Here is a 2,194-nt window from a genome sequence, read left to right as displayed (position 1 = left end):
GTAGTGTAGTGCTTTACGAATAAAAAAGTATTTTTAAAGATGAAAAATCACCTAAAATTTAAAAAATAATAGGTGATTTTTGCTCATTTAAAGCACTTAGGGTTTTGTGTTTTTAACTCTATTTTCAATTTGTTAACTTAGTTTTTCCCTCGTTATTTTTAATATAAAGATTGTTAAACTCTACTCCACACGCTTTAGCGTGAGTGATCGGATCATATTTTACTTTGTTTTTTAGGACTGTGTAAATAAGTGATGCTATTTTGCCGCATAAGTGCCCAATTGCCTTTTTCTTGTTCATTCCTTCACTTACCTTACGGTCATAGTATAATTTGAAGACGGTAGGGTGTTTTTGCCCGTTTGCTAGGATAATTAAAGCAATTTGATAAAGGACTCTCCTGGCATCTCTAACACCGCTGTATGTCTGTCTTGTGCCAGTTACCGATGTTCCTGACTGCTTGTTTTCCGAAGATACACCTAGATATTTCTTGAACTCTTTATATGTATTAAATCGTTCAACATCACCTATGACCCCAATCAGTGTACAGGCGATGTTTTCGCTCACAAAAGGAAGGGACATTAAGATTTCTGTATATGGGTGAGCATCTAAACCTTTGTCAGGGTCACCCCATAAAAGTTTATGAATCTCTTTGTCAATTAGTTTGATGCTTTCTTCGAGACGTAGGGCTTCTTCTATAACCCATTTTTGTCTTTCGACAAGATGTTCAGCTGGAACTGCAATAGTGTTAGGCATTACTTTAGCTAATATGTTAGCTGCTCGTTTAGCCACACTTTTTGCACCAGCTTTCAATAAAAAATTATATATCTCTTCTGCTGTGGCTTCCTTCATATGAAGTCCCGTAGGGAACTCTAAGACTAACTTCAACACAGAGGTGCTAGATAGGCTCTTAAAAGCTTTATTTAAATCAGGATGAGTGACTTTTAAAAGCTGTTGAACCTGGTTCTTACGTCGAGTTAATTGGACGTTTAAATACCATCTGTCCCTCATTACTGTTCGAAATAAAGATTGAAGGACTGATTGAGGTCTAATAAGAGTTACACCTTGCATATGTGGATGTAATTGCTTATGCCACCCCATATAAGCCATTACTTTGGCATCCATTGAATCAGTTTTTTCAGAGATTCCTAAGTTATTTTTACGGAACTCACCAACGGCTCTATTTTCAACTTGAAAGAGTTCATAACCCTCATTTAATAACACTTGCTGTATTAGATAAGAATAGTGTCCGCCTGTTGGTTCCAAAAGAATTAAAAAGTCTTTTTTGGTAAGACAGAATTGTTTTTCAATCCTTCTTAAAGCATTTAAAAACTCAGCGATTCCAGCACTATCGGAGTTGAATTTCATTGTCTTCGTCCTTTTCCAAGCAATCCCTTTAGGATCTAAGAATGCATCAAATGGAATACAGGATGCAACGTGAAAGCTCGCTCCAATATCAATACCTACATAAAACTGATAAAAATTACGCTGCCCTTTATGGCTGTTATGCGTGTCATTTCCATAACTAAATGGAGTAATGGTAGTGTTCATCATTTCTCCTCCCAGTCGCAGTATGACATATCTGACTATCCAAGTTTCCGTGAGAGCTTTGTGCCCATTGTAGTATGTCAGGATTATATCGCCAGATATTAAATCTCATATTTAACACAAGAGTCTAGTTTCCTAGCTCCAACCAACGGTAGAGTTTCAACTGCTTAATATTATATTGCTTTTGGTTTTCTCCAATATAGTCTTTTAAACAAAATAAAAATTACGACATAAAACCTCAAAATTCCTCCTAATAAATAAAAAAATCCTGTAAAAAATACAGGAATGAATTTTGGTTATTAAATTGGGGTGCAGTGCCGTTTTATTGTGTAAGTGGAGTGCCTCACATCAATATTAGAGGTCTAACTTATAGCCCCATTCCAGTAAGTCGGAATCACTATAAGGGTCACTGCACAACATAATTTTACATCACTTTTAACCATAAAAAAACCCAATGTCCTCAAACTAACGGTAGGGTTCCACTAAATTAGTGATCCCACATTTAAGTCAAAGGTACATCGGTAGTTCTATTATACAATTAATTAAAAGAATATTGAATATATTATCTGTTACAATGGATTTAATCACTTGGCATACAATAGTATGTAGTGCTTCAAATCATATCTATATTAGTGTAAAGCATTACGGAAA

At 35.2% G+C, this 2,194-nt stretch carries 1 protein-coding gene; it reads right to left on the bottom strand.

The genetic code is table 11. From position 1 onward, the window contains the following. Positions 1–124: 124 nt before the first annotated feature. On the bottom strand, positions 125–1,546 hold the full coding sequence (locus tag BK585_RS23600) for an IS110 family transposase (RefSeq protein WP_078552094.1): 1,422 nt from the start codon (positions 1,544–1,546) through the stop codon (positions 125–127). Positions 1,547–2,194 lie beyond the last annotated feature (648 nt).

The sequence above is a fragment of the Bacillus alkalicellulosilyticus genome (genome assembly GCF_002019795.1).
GTDB lineage: Bacteria > Bacillota > Bacilli > Bacillales > Bacillaceae_F > Bacillus_AO > Bacillus_AO alkalicellulosilyticum.
The sequence above is the reverse complement of the archived record's forward strand: the minus strand, read 5'-3'. Positions and strand labels throughout refer to the sequence as shown.

Excerpts from the sequence above, each read along its gene's own strand:
- BK585_RS23600 (WP_078552094.1), bottom strand. The coding sequence starts at position 1,546 with ATGAACACTACCATTACTCCATTTAGTTATGGAAATGACACGCATAAC.